This is a genomic window from Brevibacillus sp. BD137, assembly GCF_041644655.1.
GTDB lineage: Bacteria > Bacillota > Bacilli > Brevibacillales > Brevibacillaceae > Brevibacillus > Brevibacillus brevis_D.
In genome coordinates, this window is sequence record NZ_JAOTNO010000025.1 from 26,455 (window position 1) to 41,848 (window position 15,394).

The following is a 15,394-nucleotide window of genomic DNA, read 5'->3' on the forward strand; positions in this document are numbered from 1 at the left end:
TTTTCCCCTTTTCTCGTTCGTGATTTATTTAAGGTATGGCTTTATCGATCCACCCAACTGCTCGATCTCTCAGTCCGTCTTCCCTCACTACCGATGTGTTTATTTCAGACAAGCTAGAAACGATTATTCCTAAAGAGAAAACGATGCACATGATGATAGATAATAGCTTCGTCATTAGTTGCTCCTCCTCAGGTCAAATATTTATCCAGTATTTCTGTAAGCAGCTTATACCAAGGAAACATAGCAACCAATAAACCCATGTAAAATGCCGGGTAGACAATGACCGTGTAGCCAATCCCTAAAGACTTTATTTTTTTTCGGTGACGAAACATTCTTCGGTGATCGACAGCCCACTCCATTCGTTGCATAGTTGCACTTACTTGTCCCTCACTCAGCGTCTCAATTGTACGCATACTTGATACGAGGATAATTCCGTCGTCGACACCGATTTTGCGTTTAAAGCTCTCAAGTGCTTCGTTAGGGTCTCTGTTCCACTCAGATAAAGTAGGGATATATTCTTTTAGCTTTCTAGTCGGTCTTGCTGCCTTGACCATGGCATTGTAAATGGGCACCTGATTTTCTAGAAGGGTCACATAACGATTGATAAATCTGGCGATATCTGTGCTCAGCATGTCCTCCCTGTGATTTGCCCATGTCTTCAAGCCCATGTAAGGCAGCATGTAACTACCTGCAGATGCCAGACACATCGACAGAAGTGGGAATGATTCCATTCGACTCACAACGACCCACATAAGAACCAGGATGCAAACCATACTTCCAGTCAACAATTGCAGAAACACCCACTCTGGTTTCCCCCATCCAAAAGGCCTTCCTGCTCGTGAAAGTAACTGTTCCCATTTGTCGTCTTCGTCAGGCTTGAGTGCTTGTTCCCACTTTTCCCACCACACCCCAGAAACAAACAGCTTCGGCTTTTGCTTGTGAAACAAATACTTCCCGATCATAAACGCTGCACTAAAAACAAATAGAGCGCCTAATCCAAGGTAGGTATACATAATTAGCATTGGCATTAGCGATATCTCCTTCCCCAAATAAAAGCCAATAGGATCGAAAAAGTCCACACAGTCGCCGCAATCGCTAAAATGGCTTGTCCATCTGGCGTGTAGAAATAGAGACGGTAAGAATCCTGAAGCAAACCTTGATTGTAGGGGATCAAGCAAATGCAAATCGCTATGACGATTAGCAGGCTGATCCAAATGGAGTATATTTCACTATCACGCTCATGCTTTTCATCTTGTTGTACAAACATCTCATTCGTTAACCGATTTAGTGGTGATTGAATATCTTCTGTTTCTCCTTCCAAACCGCTGGAAATATACGTTGCAAAGTCAAAAGCCCACGGGTGGTCCAATCTCTGCGCAAACTTCTCCACTGCCGCAACCGAGTTTCCCCCATCCGAAAGGCTATTGTTTAGCAGAAGAAGGTCAGGCAGTAACTCTTTGGGGCATTCCTCTATCATTTCGCGAAAAGTAAGGACAATGTTTTTGCGACTGTTATAATAACGGGCAAACAATTCTACGAAGCGACAGAATGAGCTAATTTTTTTATTCATTTGCACGGTATAGCGTGCGTATAGAATCAGCGTTGGCAGCAAGAGGAATAACAGAAAAAGCGATAAGGATACAACCATATTTCCTAGCAAAATACCCGAGATGAATCCCGCTATCGCGCCAATCATGGATAGTAATAAGTATCCTTCTGGCGTACCTCCCACGATTTGACACCAACGCTCAAAGCTTTCATACAACATTCGCCGAGTAGAATGCCTTAAAAATTTCTCTCTCCATACCTCAACTGTACGCGGGAAGAATACGCGTGGGCTTCTCCATCCCTTATACAGGTGTAAGCCGAGAAACAAAAAGCCAGAGAAGAGACATAGAAACACCGGGAAAAGAAACGTGTAAATCATAGTTGCCTGCCTATATCGGTAAGACGTAGCTCTTTCAACACTTCAATGTCTGCTTTGCCGACGTAACACATGTATTCAACTAAATGTGGGCTCAGTTGATTCCCCGTCCATTCATAAGCTCCCGTCTGCATGTTGCGACCTACCAAGGGAATAGATTCAACTCGATTAAAAGAAGAGTTCCACTCCGTCGTATGAATGGCATCAATAAAACGGTGACCATTGTTGCGGTATGTAAGCGAATTGACAAAATTGACTGCCCTGCTAATCCTCTCCTGCGTTAGCTCGACACTCCGCCCCCCGTATTGATAAACAAGATCGGTAAGATCATGTAACGCTCTATGAGCAAATCGTTCGTGCATTGCTCCGATTGTAGCGTCCGTCCCTCTGATTCCGGCATTTATAAAATGGTACGCTTCTATAGGTTCACGAATTTCTCCAATCAAAATGGTATTTGCTGTTGATCGGTACATGTCTTTGAAGCAATGCTCTAATTCAATGCCGATTTCCTCCACGTTTTGGAGTTCAATCACTTCCCCTGGCCAAATATCACCAAATCGCATCTCGTGTTCACTTTCAAAGATCGTGATATATTCTGTCCGAGGATCCTTCAGCTTCAACATACACATCATCAACGTGGTTTTCCCTGCTGCCATCGGTCCAATAACCAGCACATTGCTTCGTCCGTACACTTGCTGTTCCATTAGCCATTGAATTCTTTCGTCGAAGGCTGGCTGTTGCTGTGTACGGAGTTGGTCGAGCGAAAAAGCAGGTGTTGTAAATCGTCTAACCAGAATGGTCGGTACTCTGGAATAAGGGAAAGTAAACATGGTCAATCTTGCTTTTAGCGAATGTAAGTATCCACTCAATCTAGGTTTTTTCTCGTTAAAAGATAGACCCGCTGTATTGGTCAACTTTTGTTGGAGGGTTTCAACCTCTTTCCAGCTTGGAGTGTAAGAGAGAAATTTTTTGACTCCTTGCTCCAGGTACGCAATGTTGCGGTTTGCAGAAATTCGCACTTCCTCTACCCACGGAGATAAATGTAGGACGGCATCGAGTATGCCCCACCCGTAAGTAGAAAAGGTGAGACCTTCGTAACCGTTAACATGCGGCAAAATTTGTTAGGTTACTGGTCGTTGGAGGACTTCCTCAAAATAATGCTGTAAGCGAAGAATAATATGGTTGTGACTATCACGGTCTCCCTGCTCTGCCAAAGCGAGAATTCGTTGCATCTCCAGCTTCTCTTCTCGAGTTTTGCCAAAATGATTTAAATAATCTCTTGCTACTTGTTTCATGTCCTCGATGGTTTGGATGTCTGATTTAACTGGTTGTTCTCGTTCTATCCCTCTCATCAGCAAAACACCGCACTTCTATCCATATATTGCGCCTTAGCAATTTCCTTCAAACTGCTGATGTACGATTTGGGAGCGAAAAACTCTTCTATTAATACGCTACTGCTCTGATGAGATTGCATGAGCCTGTTCTCCGAAATGCGTGGTACTACACCATAGACCGAAACATCCTCTCCAATTCGAAAGGGTTGCCCAGGATCTAAATGACTGAGCAGAACCTCGCATTTCACTCCTCTTTCTTTCCATTTATACAACCACTCTCTAGCACTATCGATACTAAAGGGATCAGCTCTCACGAATAAAAGATTGCGGTCAACAGTATGAAGCAACCGCTGTAAAGTCTCAGACTCAGGAAAGCAGTAACCCCAATCGACGTATACATAGTCAAATTGCCTACGAAACACAGTAATTAGATTGCTTAATTCTGAGCTCTTCCACTTGCTGGCAGCATGTGCGTAATACAGATTAGGTAAGTGGGCGCTCTGTTTGCAGACATTGCTCCAGTTACGCTTGGCAGTTGTTTGTATATCAATAAAGTCAGGACGAAATAGAGATAATTGATGTTGTTGGAGCTTGAAGAATCTTGATAAATCTGGCTTAGCTTCATTCATATCAAGTACGACAATTCGCTTTTCAGGATGCTGCCTCGCTAGTAAGACTGGATAATTAATACAAAAAGTAGTAATGCCAGAAGCACCGTAGCTCAATAAAGCGTAAACGAGCCCCTTTTCTTTTGACGATCCGATATCTGCACACTCTTGCACAAAGCCTAGAATCAGACTGATCTGATGACGTATTTCTTCTTGTGATAAATGGGCTGATAAAATGTATACATGCTCTAGCCTAGACTCCTCAGCTACCTTCTCAATCATCTTCTCATCCCGATAGAGAGGGACAATAATTAACGGTGAGTTAGGCGGGAGCTGTGCTTTCAGTGCCGGAAGCCATTCCCAAACGGGAGAGTTGAACATTTCGGAAAATATCACGGAAGCTTCTGGCATATAAAGCTGCACAAGCCGTGAAAACTCCGCCGCCGACTCAGCTACCAGCACATCACTGTACATAGGCATATACGTCTTGGCGAGTGACTTCATCGGATAACAAACTAAAATTTTCATGACGCTTGCTCCTTCGAACCCATGATATGACCTACCTGAAGCATCCCATATGACATTGCCTCGGTTATTATCACATACTCCTCGTCTGTCAAATTAAAACCGATAAAAGCAGGTAGTGCTGTTGGCTGTACCCGGTAGTCACGATATCGCTTTTCTCCATTCTGCAACGGTTTTTCTCGTGATCCATGAAAGATAGAATCCATCTGATCAGGCGATGGTAACAAGCTTGGCTTTAATGTATAGATCTCAATACCATTACTGTCCCTCACACTTGCAAGCTGACTTTCAAATAACAGATCTGCCGTATCATTAGTTTTTCGAAAATGCAGTGGTGTAGGATAGTCTTGCAGCTCCGAAAGACTCTTGTATTTGACCCAAATTTTCACATGATCGCCTTTACGTAATTCAGTTAACGGATGGATGGATAGTAGGGGGAACTCGTAGCGCGCCTCCCCTTTTTCCGGTAAAAGCTGCGAATCTGTCAGCTTTTCCACTAATAATTGCTCGCCTTCGTACATTGTCTGCGTGCTCCTTTTCCCCAGTACAGTATCCAAATCGCGCGCTGAACCTGGAAGAATTTCATCCACCTCTTCCTGTACGAGTATCACGTCATCTTGTGTAATCGGCTCGAAGGCTGATATTTCTTTCCCTGCAGCTACCTTAATAACTGGGGCAAACAGCTTTTCCGCAGCCATCGCGTCAATATATTGAGTCGCCGCATAAAAGGACGACCCTGCTAGCAGAAACGAAATTAAGCAAATGACAAGTAATGTTTGCTTCTTCATAACATCCTTCCTTTATAAGCATGAATCAATGACTGAAACTCAATTTCTTCCTCGGGGAAAATCTCCAAAAGTAGATTGGCTTTGGCGCTTGCCATTGCTGTTTTCTCTCCATTCATCAACGGAATCATATTAGTTACCTGTGTAGCTCCCGGCTGCTGGTCCCATAGGGAGAGCGTTCCTTCTACTTTTTTCATGATGCTTGTCCGAGACAATTGGCTATTCCATTTGTTTGCTATCATTTTTATTTTTCTTCTTTCTGTCTTCCACCAAGCAGGGGCTGGCTCTACCAGGAACAAGCGGGTAAGTCTAGCCAAATCGGCATCAAAAACTACCCATATTTCGTCGGCATGCTCAAAAATATGTTTGGAGTGAGCATCATTCCAATGGGAAGAAACATCAATAACCACAATAGGACTATCCTTACAAATTCGTAGTAACCAGTTGGCTGTATCTGTTTGAGAAGATTCCTGCTGAAATCGTGCTGGGGATTCTATCTGGATGCGAAGATGGTTATTCTGCATGAGGAGCAATGATGTAGGAGAATCTCTTACTTGTTGTCGAGCTCTACGTTCAAAATCAAGAGCAAAATAATAATAGGATGTCACTTTTGGCAACTCGCAAAGGGTAACAGGAATGCCTTTTCCTGACCATGCATACGCTAGGTTACTTGCAAGAAAACTAGCTCCAGCCTGTGCGTACAAGCTCATAACCGCAATACATTTACGCTGATACGACTCCAGTTGCTCAACTATTTGTGGAGAAGCAAGCTTTTCTTTAAGTATCCTCCATTGCCGCTCTTCCTCAATAGACTGTGAAAACTCCTGCTGCTCCAAATCACGGAACCTGGAGACAAAGCGGCTCATTTGGTGAAACATGATTATCCCACCTGGGAGTCATTTGATTTATTTTTACTAGCAATGTACTTCTCAAATTTCTCAACCATCTCTCGAACAGTAAGGGACTTGCGGTGATAATAGTATATTTTGCGCAGCCGCTCCCTTTCCTGAGCCGTCATTTCTGGTCTCACTTTCATGGCTAGCTCGATTAACAGAGCGAGCTCGACGTTGTTAGGTCTCCCTCTTCTTGGTGGATTGGCAAATAGCTCCTGCTGCTTTTTATTAAATGCGTTTGGGTACTCTACCAGCCACATGTCTACCAACGTTTCAATATCTTCATGTGTACGTACTCCGAGCTTCATCAAGTATTTAAAATAGGTGGGGATGGGACGTTCACGTATCTGCCCATCTTGCCATCGAGCGAGGAATCCATTTGGCATTGTTAGGAGCTTGGTTACGTCTCGGATGAGTGCTATCCGATTTGGCGATTGGTATTGAACGACTGCTTCTTTTACTAGCGTAAACAAAATGTCATGATAATTGACGCCTTTATACCCGCTTCCATACTCTGTGATGTACCATTCCTCAACTGCTCGATCAAAATCTCTCCGGCAATTCGATAACTGAAGCTGATTCAGATGCTCATAAAACTCTTCTAGATCATACTGAACCATAAATTCTTCCTGGTAATCCCCAAAAACAAAAGCAATAAAGGATTCCTTAAACTCTTCCAATGACAACAATGTCAGCTTGTTTGTCTCCTCATAGCAGCGGTTGACTAATTCGATTGCACTCTTTGCCAACACGTCAAAATACCCCCATTTTCCTTTTTATAGAACGATAGATATTCTCCAACAGCGTTCTCGACGCGGCGAATCTTATTTAGCCTGGCAAACCAGGCATTTCGCTTTATGGGTCGCCTCACACGCACCCGTGCAAGGCGATTAAAAGAACCTACTCAGTTACAAAGTAAAGTTCTTCTCCGGTCGCGAAAAGAAGAGCAATCCTTCCCGCGCGCTCCATGACGGTTGGAGCATTCTCCATTACAATTAGCCCGTCATTGAGTACTACTCTGTCTCCAAATCGATGTACGGATTCGATCTGGAACGCTCCCTGCGGAACTCTTTCCACTGAAAGATGTCTGCCAGGTTTGTGCTTCTGGTAGCGTACTTGTCGCCCTAGAAGCTGCTCCACGGATGCAGAGCATTTCTGGTGAGCCTCTACTGTTGCCATGCGCAACGCCTCCTTCTCTCACCTGTAGAGTACGGCCGTTTCATCTGCTTATAAGCCTATGAAACTACCTCTACCGTAAAAAAAGACAGCAGGGTTGTGCAAATATTTTTATAACTCATCCCAATAAGAGGGATTACTAAGTTCGGGATACATTTCAGTGACCATATCAAACGGTGAAAAGTAAAGTGTATCGACGAGAATCTTGAGTTTATATGTTTTCAGGAGCGTATAGGCTCTCTCTGTTTTGCTGAAGATACTTGGCAGTTGACGCAAATCTGCTAGCTTTAGTAGATGCTTGCACATATAGTCGACACATATTTTTGCCCGTTCCTCACCCTTTATACTCTGAAAATAAGCTGGGGGAAAATGACGTCTTATGCCTGAAAGCACTTCTTGGTAAACCCATAACACTCGTTGTTCTTCTGAAAGCCGAGGTAAATACGGATAAGCGAATTCGACGAAGTAATACACATCCTCAGCCTTTGCCTCGATGGGCGGTTCAATAAATTCTCTCACCAAATGAAGCTTCAGTTCTTTGACATCCTGCAAGTTCAATTCACGTCTCGCCTGCTCAGGAGTCCATCTTTTTACATTTTCAATCGCATATCTTACAACTAATTGGACTTTTTGCTTTCGGTACTGCACATCTTCGAACTCATACGGGGAAAAACGCTTTTGCTCTCCGTTAAGAATTCGTTTGTACCGATCGACTATTTTTGAGGGCATTGTCATCTCACTCCTATCCCCATTTCTGGAATATACTACTAAATTACCATGCGGGATTAGGACAAAAATAACAGCACCTCTGTTCAAAATTGTGACTTTATTCATAGACCCCAGACTGGGAGACTCTGTTCATTTTTACAAAAAGCTCATCCCAAAATACGGGTATATTCTTTTCAACCTTTACTTCTAAATGATAGATTCCTTGCAAGTACAAATAAGGCCGTTCACCTTTTTGGTGAATGACAGAGACCTCATCACTTGTCCCCTCCAGATTCGGCCTGTTTAATCTCCAAAGAATCCCCGCTTCTTCACGTGCCCCGCGAATAATATCCGCATCACGACGTTCAGCTTCTTCTGTTGTCGCAAACAATCTGATTTGCTTATCACCGTTCGTATCCACGTACTCCCATTTTCCAGCCGCACGTGCTCCCTTAGTAATCAAATCTGCTGTATGTTGCATCTTCATTTTTAGATAATCTGTCTGCTCCAAAAATAACAGGATAGAGAGCAGACTGCCCAAGCAGAAGAGAAAGAAGAGCACAGTAATCATGGTTGCCCCGCGCTCTTCCTTCACTCGAATCAAAAAATGATGCAACGAATCATTCATTGCTTCTCCTCCGCATTTTCAACCATCATGTGATAGCTTTCAGTTATCTCGAATAATTCCCCCGTAGAGAGAAGCCGAAATGAAACTGTTGCTTTAGCTTTTACATGACTGCCTTTTCTCCAGCCGTTCCCATCAAGCTCCAGCTGCACATCTTTGTGGAGGACTCCGATACCTTGTGCTAATTCGGATGTACCTCTCTGTTTCGCATGGAATTTGGCCAAACCGAAATTGGGCTGCACTGCAGCAATTCTCCCTGCCTCATACGCAGCCGCCAATGCCTTTTGCTTGTTGTACATCATGCTGAATTGGTCAAAGGAGAATACGATCAAGATCCAAACTAAAGGAAACACCAAAATAAACTCAATCATCTGGCTGCCTCGCTCATCTTTCACCCTCGCACTTATCATTCGTCCCATACGTGTGATCATCCGCTTGCTCCGATGACATCTCGCACAGATTGGAGCACAAAAGCACCCAGCAAATATACAGCATAGGGGAATGAAAAGGCTGTTTTTTCCCTGCCTGGCAGCCACACTTGTCGATGAGCTGTCCATCCGGCTGCAATAATTTGAAGATTGTTGCGTAGGCGAGCCCAATTTTGCGGATAGAACACCATCACAATCAGGCATAAAATGATAGAATGCAAAAACAAAGAAGACACCACACTCCAGCTTGTCCAAGCTCCAACAGCCATCAGCAGCTTTTGATCGCCCATCCCCATTCCTTTTAAGATTACGGGACCAACTGTCAACAAAAATGCTCCTGCCACACCTAGCACTGCTCCTGCTAATAATTCACCTTCCCACTGATACCATAAGCCGACAGCAATCGCCGGAAAAACAAGCGTATTCGGTATTCTTCTTTGTCTCCAATCCATCCATGCTGCCGCTCCTAATACGCCTAGCAAGACTACGTTTGTCATTTGCTTATTTTTTCTTGCAGTTCCTTCAGCTTCTCGTCTTCAGCAGTACCTAGTTGTGTCAGTGTCGGAATAAGCACAATCAAGATGACGGCAATGATAATGACCATTTCCACGATCGTGACACCGTCCTCCTCATACCAAAAACGCTTGACGTAATCTGCGATGGTTCCCATTCCATTCACTCCTCATTGATATTTTGGTTCTATTTTCACTCTGCCAAAAGACAGCGCCTCTCGCAAAAATATTTACATGCGCTTATTTTTCTACAGGCTTTCTCCGATGCCGATGAATGCAGGCCCCATCACCAGGAACAATAGCGGCAGACCCATTAACAAAATGACAAAAGGCAGTAATCTGATATTTAACCGATTCATATGGGTAGCAGCTTCGTCCTCTTGTTGTCTCACTTGCTCCTCTACTTGGACAGACAACATTTGCGATATGCTAACCCCTTTTTTCATTGCCTCGTTCATCTCTAGTGCGATGGAAGTCAACGAATCTACCTCCCACCGAAAGGCCAGCTCTTCAAGTGCCTTTCGCCAGTTCCCATGCCTTTTTTCTCCCATTTCTAGGCTCGCGAGTTCTCTGCCAAGTCTGGCATCAAAACGTCTCGCTGTCTGCTTAACAGCCTGCTGCAACGGCATGCCTGCTTCCACCAATGACTGCACAATGCTGAAAAAGATTGGGACCTGCTCTCGAATTTCAGCTTTAGCCCGCTTGTCTACCCGATCTAGTAGCATGTTCGGCAGCAAGTACAAAAATAAGCTAATCGTTAAGGGAAGCCCAGTCACCATACCGATTTTTTCACCATGTACCATGCTTATTGACAATGATGCTAGAGATGAAACGATGAAACACATACTGATGAGCCGGAACAAAACAATTTCTGTCAGGCTTATATCAATCCCCAGACGCGCCAATGTTTCCTCTATTTTTTTCTTATCGATTCCCGTCCATTTGTAAAAATGCTGTAGCAGTACCTGGTTTTTCTCCAAGCTTCGAACTAGTGTCCACCTTTTTCGTCCTTGTTGAAACGATTGCTCAAGCTTGGCTTGTTTCACGGAGTCAATCCTGCCCAAAAGGGTGGCGGATATTGGTTCTCCCTTACTCACACAAGACGGCAAGCCGTATAGAAATATAGCAACACTCACCAATATACTAAGAACGAGAACGAACATTGCACCCTCCCCTATGCTCCCCTGCTTATGCTTTTATGCGCAACAAAACGAATTGCTTCTCCCCCAATCAAAATAGAAGCCAAGCTTCCCAAAATAAGAAACCGTCCCCCAATTGTGGCCGTAAGTGGGTCGAAATGATTGGGATTATTCACATACAACGCAATGACAAAAACAAACGGCATGACGCTTAGTAAATTCACTTGTGCAACGATTTGTGCCATAGCTGCTTTTTGTCTACGGAGCGACTGTCTGCGCCGTAATATCGAAGAGGCAGCCAAATCGAGCGTTTTAGCCATATCTCCGCCCATCTCACGTTGAATGTGGACAATGGTCGCTAAATATTTGACATCTGCTGATCCTGTGCGTTCAAAGAATCGATTCATTACGTGCTCTAATGGGACTTGTGCCCGCAATAGCTCTACAATACGCCTGTATTCCTCTAATACGATTTCTGATAAAAATGGACTAGTAGCTACCTGTTCAAACGCATGCAAATACGATGGAGAAGTACGTAAAGAACTGGCCATGAGTCGAATCGCTTTTACATTGCCTGCTTCGAAATCGTCCTTTCGACGGGCCCCCCATACACTCACTAACCGTTCGGTAAACATAATCCCTGCCAGCAAAGCAGGCATTGCCATCCACCAAGACTGCAAGATCTGACTACTCACACCAAATGACGCGATCCCCAATAAAAAAGAGAGGGTCACATACTGGTTTACCCCCCACCCTGAGCGCGATTTCGCCAACCTCTCCTCAAACTGCTTCCAAATCGTTTTTCTGTCCTGTTGCAACACTTCTACGATTTCGTGCTTCCCCGCCGGTTCTCGCATATACAATTTGTTGGGCAAGATCAATAACAGGATGGCCATCCCTATCCCAATTGCAACAGGTAAGCTAATGTCCATGCTTTCCCCTCCTATAGCGGTATTGGTGTGGTGAAAAAGACGCGCTCAATCTCCTCTCGAGACAGGCCTTTCTCTAGCCATCGCTTAATCAGTCGCTCTGGGCGATAGCCTGTCCATTTGAAATGGCCCTTTACTCTCCCATTCTCCACCCCTGTTACTTCGTACACGTATATATCCTGCAAATACACCCGATCAGGGAGAACCTGTTTAATGTTGCAGGCTCGCTTTATCCATTCTTCATGCGATTGACCCGTCCCCACTACCTCCGTTATCGCTACCACCTTGCGACTACCATCTTCTTCAAAACGTTTTACTTGAACAATCAAATCCAGTGCTGAACCGATCATTAAGTTGCGCTCTTCAGCACTATACCCTTCATCTGCTTTTCCAAATAAAATGGGCAATGTTGAATCGACCAAAGCTCGCGGTGAGTTTGCGTGCGCTGTGCTCCAGCTACCAGGGTGGTCCGTATTCATCGCCCAAAGCATATCTACGATTTCTCCACCGCGTGTCTCACCGACCATAATGACATCCGGCCTTTTTCGCAAGGACAAGCGAACACAATCCTTGATCGAAAACCCACCCTTCCCCTCGTAATTCGCAGGTTTCGCTAAAAATCTGCGCACAAAAGGATGCTGAAGCTTCATCTCCAAAACATCCTCGATCGTAATAATACTTAAATGATCAGGGACATATTGGGAGATGAGATTGAGCATGTGTGTCTTGCCTGAGCCTGTTCCTCCACTGACAATGCCAGATGCACGAGATAAACGGACGGCTCTGTTTAAAAAGAGAAGCATCGGCTCGCAAATGGAACCGTACCGTAAATAATCGGACTCACTGAGTAGCTCACGGTGTTTTCTAATCGTGAGCATATGACCATCGGGAGAAATAGAGCGATGCGTAGCAGCAACCCGGGAACCGTCTGGAAGCTGTGTATGCAGCTCTGCTTTCGTTTCATTAAACTCACGTCCCATTGTCGCTGCAATCTGTTCTAATAAGCGCAGCAGCTCTTCCTCATCGCGAAAAACAGCAATCTCCGGAGATTCAAGACGACCAGTACTTTTTCTCTCAATGACGAGATAGTTATAGCGATGAAAAAGAATCTCCGTGATGTCGTTATCCTCTAATAAAGCGTCTAATGGGCCCCACCCCGTCAAAGAATGCAGCAGCCGTTTTACTTCTGCTTCCATTTGTATGGATGTCAGCGTGGTTTGCGACTCCAGCAGCATCCGAATATCTGCCGTCAGCTCATCCATAAAGAGTGAAGAATGTTTTTCCTCCCATAATCGCTTTCCGTATTTCTCAACAATCTGGGTACGAATCGATGTTTCTCTATCTGTCCCAACCCATTTTTCATTCGTCCGCTCATGATCAGGAGCTTGCATTTTTTCATGAAGCGTCGTAGGAACTCCCGCCATTCCCCTCCCCGCTGATCGCAATTCTTGCGCAGGGCGGACTTGATTTGAAATGCCTAGTAACTGTTTTTTATCGAACATGACACCCTCCCTTATCCCCATAACCATTTGAAGAGAGATGTTTTCTCTTTTTGTTTCTCTTTTTCAGCAGCCTTCATTTGCTCCCCATCTACGGGAAACAGTGCTTTTCCTAATGTCTCAATGGCTTCCTTGGCTGGAATTCTCCCTGACTGGAGCATGACTGGCGTTCCGGTGTTAATTGATTTTTTCACTTCCACATCATCAGGTATGGAGAAAATTTTTTTGCTAGGGTGAAGCTGGAAATAGGCACGAATTTCATCTAAGGTAAACATTTCTTTCCTCTGCAAACGATTCATGCAAATTTGAATGCGTTCTTCTGGGTACTCTGCTTCTCTCAACAGTTTCAGCAATCGTTGAATATTTTCAATGGAATCTACCACCGGATTCCCCACCATCACGACATGTTCTGCAAAAAACAGAGCTTGAATCGTTGCATCTGTTGTATCCGGAGCCGTATCAATAAGAATGACGTCATAGTTGCTCTGTTTTAACGTTTCGAGAATCAGATATAAATGATAGTCACGGATTTCAAAGCTTTGCCGAATATCACGGGGGGACGTAAGTACATGCAAGCCTGTATCAGGATGAGCAACCACATATTTCTCGATATGTTGAGGAGATAAAGGCAAGGCTTGTGCGTATTCCTGCCATTCCTCACTGCTAATGGAATACGGGTCTTTTCCTTGATCCTGAATAAACGAATGCAATTGAGCATCAAGATCCTTTACCCACGTAAAAAGATTAGGGGTACGGGGGAGATTCAAAGTAGTCGCAAAAGTACCGAGATCAAGATTGAAGTCAACAGCGATAACCCGCAATGGGACGCCCTCGTTTTTTTGCATGGAAAAGAAAATCGCTAGCTCACGAGAAATAAATGTTTTTCCTACGCCACCTTTGGGACCGTAAACAGTAATAAGCTGTTTAGGACGAGTCATTTCAGGAACTAAACTATCCGTGATCGGCTCGGAGATCGAAGGCGGCTGACTCGGATAGCTCCTGGTTTGTTCCTGGATTACATACTGATGTTGTTGTGGCGCAGCTTCTGCTACCATACCTGGAGGCTGTATCATCATGGCTAACGCTTCGATTTGCCCTGGTTCAATGGGCTTGGCAATAACCCATAGACCTAAGTTCCGGAAAAATGGCTCCCACATCAGTTCATTGCTTGAGCAAGCAGCAATAAATGAAAGATGAGGAAAGGCTAGCCGAAATTGCTGACACAACACACCTCTTTCCGTTCCCTTTATACCACCAAGCAACACCAAATGGGGTTGGTTTGCCTGTAATTTTGCCCATGCCTCTTCCACTCCGAGTGCTTCCCCGCACACTTCGATCCATCTGCTGTTTATAAGTTGCGCCGTTAACAAACGAACTGAATCTCTATCATCATCTACTATGAGCAACCGCCTTTTCACTCATGCTCCTCCTTTTTAATACCCCAGCGAGTTTTCGTCTTCATTAACTCTGAAGCGAATTTTACGTCTCCTATTCCTGGATTTCCCTCATCCTTCACTGCAGCCAAGCCCAGTCTGATTTTTCCATAATGAAGTGCGTGTGTTAGCAGAACAGCCTCATCACGTGTCAGGGAGAGAGTCACAGCTACCAGATTGGGGTGATCGCCTTCCATTTCGCGTTGAATGCCAATGATCGGCATGTTTTGCAGCAGCAGTCCAGAATGTGCTCCTGTCTCATCTTCAAAGGAAGCATAGACGTGCACCCTTTCTCCGCTTGATACATGCGGTGAAACTCCTGCAACATTGTCTATGGGAATGCTCATACCTGTCATTTTTTCTGTGATCACTCCGTTGCCTTGCGCATTACTGGTTTGCTCCAAATCACTTTTCAATAACGGTCGGCCACCCTTCACTTGACGGGTGAATGCTAAACCGACAAGACTCTGTCCTTCCTCCCATGGAATCAAACCTGGAATTGGGGCAATGGGTTGTTGAAAGATCCCTCCCAGTCTCAGTGTTAATGGCTCCATATCCCTTGCTTCAAGTAATTGGCCACTTTCTTTTTCCACTGTTGATCGCAATTGTATATAGGTCACTTGATGCGGCTTCAAAATGATGTAGGTCGCTACACCTATACATGTAGCGAAAAGCAATATAGCCAATAGTCGTAACGGATGTATAGACATTCTCCCCCTCCTCTCCATTGTTTCTAGCGTAGAGGAGAATAGAGGGACAAAAAAAGAAAACAAAAAAACTGTGCAGAAAAATGCACAGTTACACCTATTACACAACAAAAAAAGCTGCATTCTCCATTACTTTTTACAAGTAATCGGGAATACAGCTTTTCGTCTC

At 44.5% G+C, this 15,394-nt stretch carries 18 protein-coding genes and 1 pseudogene; all 19 read right to left on the reverse strand.

The genetic code is table 11. The annotated features are described in order from the left end of the window. Positions 1 to 28: 28 nt before the first annotated feature. On the reverse strand, positions 29 to 175 hold the full coding sequence (locus ODZ53_RS28820) for a hypothetical protein (protein ID WP_007725181.1): 147 nt from the start codon (positions 173 to 175) through the stop codon (positions 29 to 31). Between the two features lie 13 nt (positions 176 to 188). Further along, positions 189 to 1,028: a hypothetical protein gene (locus ODZ53_RS28825; RefSeq protein WP_372681793.1), complete on the reverse strand. Its 840-nt coding sequence runs from the start codon at positions 1,026 to 1,028 to the stop codon at positions 189 to 191. Then, complete coding sequence (locus ODZ53_RS28830) at positions 1,028 to 1,732, reverse strand: hypothetical protein (protein WP_234126135.1); 705 nt, start codon at positions 1,730 to 1,732, stop codon at positions 1,028 to 1,030. The genes ODZ53_RS28825 and ODZ53_RS28830 overlap by 1 nt, the downstream gene beginning before the upstream one ends. A 191-nt stretch (positions 1,733 to 1,923) precedes the next feature. After that, a pseudogene (locus tag ODZ53_RS28835) lies at positions 1,924 to 3,276 on the reverse strand (ATPase, T2SS/T4P/T4SS family). Beyond that, complete coding sequence (locus ODZ53_RS28840; RefSeq protein WP_372681795.1) at positions 3,276 to 4,394, reverse strand: hypothetical protein; 1,119 nt, start codon at positions 4,392 to 4,394, stop codon at positions 3,276 to 3,278. Before ODZ53_RS28840 ends, ODZ53_RS28835 begins: the two are co-directional and overlap by 1 nt. Next, positions 4,391 to 5,179: an SAF domain-containing protein gene (locus tag ODZ53_RS28845; protein WP_064203243.1), complete on the reverse strand. Its 789-nt coding sequence runs from the start codon at positions 5,177 to 5,179 to the stop codon at positions 4,391 to 4,393. Before ODZ53_RS28845 ends, ODZ53_RS28840 begins: the two co-directional genes overlap by 4 nt. Then, on the reverse strand, positions 5,176 to 6,054 hold the full coding sequence (locus ODZ53_RS28850) for a CpaE/TadZ family protein (RefSeq protein ID WP_199927619.1): 879 nt from the start codon (positions 6,052 to 6,054) through the stop codon (positions 5,176 to 5,178). The genes ODZ53_RS28845 and ODZ53_RS28850 overlap by 4 nt, the downstream gene beginning before the upstream one ends. Before the next feature lie 2 nt (positions 6,055 to 6,056). Continuing rightward, the gene (locus ODZ53_RS28855) at positions 6,057 to 6,821 is read right to left on the reverse strand and encodes a hypothetical protein (RefSeq protein WP_012683917.1); all 765 of its coding nucleotides are present in this window, start codon (positions 6,819 to 6,821) and stop codon (positions 6,057 to 6,059) included. A gap of 148 nt (positions 6,822 to 6,969) precedes the next feature. Then, positions 6,970 to 7,248: a hypothetical protein gene (locus tag ODZ53_RS28860; RefSeq protein WP_012683916.1), complete on the reverse strand. Its 279-nt coding sequence runs from the start codon at positions 7,246 to 7,248 to the stop codon at positions 6,970 to 6,972. 108 nt (positions 7,249 to 7,356) lie between these two features. Further along, on the reverse strand, positions 7,357 to 7,974 hold the full coding sequence (locus tag ODZ53_RS28865; protein ID WP_372681798.1) for a DUF4046 domain-containing protein: 618 nt from the start codon (positions 7,972 to 7,974) through the stop codon (positions 7,357 to 7,359). 97 nt (positions 7,975 to 8,071) lie between these two features. Beyond that, positions 8,072 to 8,581, reverse strand: coding sequence for a hypothetical protein (locus ODZ53_RS28870; RefSeq protein WP_064203246.1), 510 nt, complete (start codon positions 8,579 to 8,581; stop codon positions 8,072 to 8,074). After that, positions 8,578 to 9,009 (reverse strand): TadE/TadG family type IV pilus assembly protein, encoded by a 432-nt coding sequence (locus ODZ53_RS28875; protein WP_372681800.1) that lies wholly within the window; start codon positions 9,007 to 9,009, stop codon positions 8,578 to 8,580. Before ODZ53_RS28875 ends, ODZ53_RS28870 begins: the two co-directional genes overlap by 4 nt. Then, a complete protein-coding gene (locus tag ODZ53_RS28880) occupies positions 9,006 to 9,503 on the reverse strand; it encodes an A24 family peptidase (protein WP_064203248.1) in 498 nt (165 codons plus the stop codon). Before ODZ53_RS28880 ends, ODZ53_RS28875 begins: the two co-directional genes overlap by 4 nt. Further along, complete coding sequence (locus ODZ53_RS28885) at positions 9,500 to 9,676, reverse strand: hypothetical protein (protein ID WP_012683911.1); 177 nt, start codon at positions 9,674 to 9,676, stop codon at positions 9,500 to 9,502. Before ODZ53_RS28885 ends, ODZ53_RS28880 begins: the two co-directional genes overlap by 4 nt. A 90-nt stretch (positions 9,677 to 9,766) precedes the next feature. Next, positions 9,767 to 10,564, reverse strand: a complete 798-nt coding sequence (locus tag ODZ53_RS28890) for a type II secretion system F family protein (protein WP_372681803.1) — start codon at positions 10,562 to 10,564, stop codon at positions 9,767 to 9,769. Positions 10,565 to 10,692: 128 nt separating this feature from the next. Beyond that, complete coding sequence (locus ODZ53_RS28895) at positions 10,693 to 11,589, reverse strand: type II secretion system F family protein (protein WP_372681805.1); 897 nt, start codon at positions 11,587 to 11,589, stop codon at positions 10,693 to 10,695. Positions 11,590 to 11,600: 11 nt separating this feature from the next. After that, positions 11,601 to 13,088 carry a TadA family conjugal transfer-associated ATPase gene (locus ODZ53_RS28900; protein WP_142498986.1) on the reverse strand — a complete coding sequence of 496 codons (1,488 nt, stop codon included), beginning with the start codon at positions 13,086 to 13,088 and terminating at the stop codon, positions 11,601 to 11,603. An 11-nt stretch (positions 13,089 to 13,099) separates the two neighbouring features. Further along, positions 13,100 to 14,503, reverse strand: a complete 1,404-nt coding sequence (locus ODZ53_RS28905) for a CpaE/TadZ family protein (protein WP_199927624.1) — start codon at positions 14,501 to 14,503, stop codon at positions 13,100 to 13,102. Beyond that, positions 14,500 to 15,228 carry a Flp pilus assembly protein CpaB gene (gene cpaB / locus ODZ53_RS28910; RefSeq protein ID WP_372681807.1) on the reverse strand — a complete coding sequence of 243 codons (729 nt, stop codon included), beginning with the start codon at positions 15,226 to 15,228 and terminating at the stop codon, positions 14,500 to 14,502. Before cpaB ends, ODZ53_RS28905 begins: the two co-directional genes overlap by 4 nt. Positions 15,229 to 15,394 lie beyond the last annotated feature (166 nt).